General features: G+C 60.3%; 3 protein-coding genes. All 3 read right to left on the minus strand.

Annotation, left to right across the window (positions count from 1 at the left end):
- Window positions 1–1355, minus strand: a 1355-nt coding sequence (locus OC184_RS19875) for an aspartate aminotransferase family protein (RefSeq protein WP_265508918.1), incomplete at its 3' end; no start/stop codon positions are given.
- A 62-nt stretch (window positions 1356–1417) separates the two neighbouring features.
- Entirely contained in the window at window positions 1418–2149 is a 732-nt protein-coding gene (locus OC184_RS19880; protein ID WP_265508919.1) for an SDR family NAD(P)-dependent oxidoreductase, read from the minus strand.
- A 36-nt stretch (window positions 2150–2185) separates the two neighbouring features.
- A partial coding sequence (locus tag OC184_RS19885; protein WP_265508920.1) for a hypothetical protein occupies window positions 2186–2369 on the minus strand: 184 nt, incomplete at its 5' end.

A 2369-nucleotide genomic window follows, 5' to 3' on the forward strand; every position in this document is an offset into this window, starting at 1 on the left:
CAAAACACTTCCTCCATGGCCTGATCGAAGCGATGCAGTAGGTCTTGTACCTCGTGTTCTGTGATGATCATTGGCGGACAGAAGCAGACTGCGTCACCGGCTACTCGCAATATCAGTCCGTGGCGCTGAGAAGCAGCGACAACCGCCGAGGATGCAAGGCCGACAGAGTCAAATCCGGCTTTTGTGGCTTTATCTGAAACAAACTCTATCGCGGCGATCAAACCCGTACCGCGCACTTCGCCGACGAACGGGTGGTCCGAGTATTTTGACAATCCGGCACGCAATATCTCCCCCATCTTTGCAGCGTGCGTTACCAGATCTCTTTCCTCTATGATAGAGACGCATTCCAGCCCCACAGCAGTGGCCACTGGATGGCCCGAGGTCGTGTACCCGTGTGCAAATGTACCAAAAGCTTCGGACCCATCTGCGATGCCTTGGTAGATGGCGTCGCTGAAGACAATGGCTGCCAAAGGTTGGTAGGATGAGGTGAGTTGCTTGGACAGCACGAGCACGTCTGGCCGGATATCATAGGTTTCACAGGCAAACATTTTCCCGGTACGACCGAAGCCATTGATCACTTCGTCAGCAACGATGAGGACACCATGCTTGCGGCAAACTGCCTGGACCTTGTCCCAATAACCCGTCGGCGGCACAATCACTCCGCCCGCGCCCATCAAGGGCTCGCCGATGAAGGCGGCAACCGTCTCGGATCCCTCGGCCAGTATCGTTTGCTCCAATTCGTCTGCAAGCCGGTCCGAAAACTGATCCTCAGTCTCTCCATCTTGACCGAAGCGCCAGTAGTGCGGGGTGGAGACGTGCCGCACGAAGTCGAGCGGCAGGTCGAAGCCCTTGTGGTTGGCTGGTATCCCCGTCAGCGATCCCGCGGCGACTGTAATGCCGTGATAGCCCTTAACGCGGCCAATGAACTTCTTCTTCTCGGGCCGGCCGATCGCGTTGTTGTAGAACCAGATCATCTTGACGACGGTGTCGTTCGCTTCGGAACCAGAATTGGTGAAGTGGACGCGGTCTAGCCCCTCGGGCGTCATCTCGATCAGTTTCTCGGCCAACAAGACCGACGGCTCGTGCCCTTTCGAGGCAAACAGGTGCATGTAAGGCAGTCGCTGCATCTGGCGATGCGCAGCATCCACCAGCCGCTCCTCGGAAAAGCCCAGTGCGACGCTCCACAGACCCGCCAGCCCCTCTATGTAATCCTTGCCGGTCTCGTCAAAGACCCTGACTCCTTCACCCCGGGCAATGACCAACGGGCCGTGCTTTTCATGCGCGCGTGCGTTTGTGACGGGATGCAGCAGGTACCTGATATCGCGCCCATGGACGGAATTGGGAAGGTGGGTCATCGGAGGATCCTGTTGGTGGGGCATGCCGGACATTACCGGCTGCACGTGAAAATCGGACGTCGTTAGACATGCTGGCCGCCATTGATGTGGATCTCTGCGCCGTTGATGTAGGACGCGGCGTCGGTACACAGGAAATGGATGGTCCGAGCAACTTCTTCTGCGGTGCCCAGTCGTTGCAGGGGCACCTCTCGCTGGACGAACCCGTCAGTGCCGGGTGACAGGATCGCAGTTGAGATCTCACCCGGCGATATAGCGTTCGATCGGATGCCGCGCGGGCCGAACTCATGTGCAAGCTCTCGGGTCAGGGCGGCCAGCCCCGCTTTGGACGCGGCATAGGCTGCGCTCGCAAAGGGATGGACCCGCGATCCAGCGATCGAGGTGACGTTGACGATCGACCCCTTGGCCAGCGCCAGTTCCGGCAGCAGTTCACGCACCAGAAGCGCAATCGACACGAGGTTAACATTGAGCACATGCGCCCACGTCTCCGCCTCGGTCTGCAGTACACCCAGTCGGCTGCCCCCCTCGCCCTTCGGAGAGATGCCGGCATTGTTCACCAGCGCCGCAAGCTGGCCGCCCTCCAGCCGCGACCGGACATCCGCCGCCAGCGCAGGAATCGATGACAGGTCGGCAAGATCGGCTTGGATATGGCTTTCGCGCGCCATCGGCCACTGGCATTCCGCCGAAAAAGGCTGGCGCGAAACTGTCAGCACCCGCCATCCCTCGTTCTGAAGGACCTTGACGGTGGCATGTCCGATCCCCCGGCTTGCGCCGGTCAAAAGGCAATATCTCGTCACGGCGACTCCGTTGAACACGCCTGCTGTTCCCCTGAATCACAACGCATGGCAGGCCGCCAGCAGTGCTCGTTCGATGTATATGCGGTGGCGCGGGTCGCCCGGCGGCAGTCGGTCGATGGTCCAGCCCACCGAGGCCAGGCAGCGCAGCAGCGTGAAGACCGGCAGCATCGCCAGATCCGCTGCGCGAAGCCCCCCATATCCCCCAATCAGCCCGTCCCGG

It is taken from the genome of Paracoccus rhizosphaerae, from assembly GCF_026162645.1.
Classification (GTDB): domain Bacteria; phylum Pseudomonadota; class Alphaproteobacteria; order Rhodobacterales; family Rhodobacteraceae; genus Paracoccus; species Paracoccus rhizosphaerae.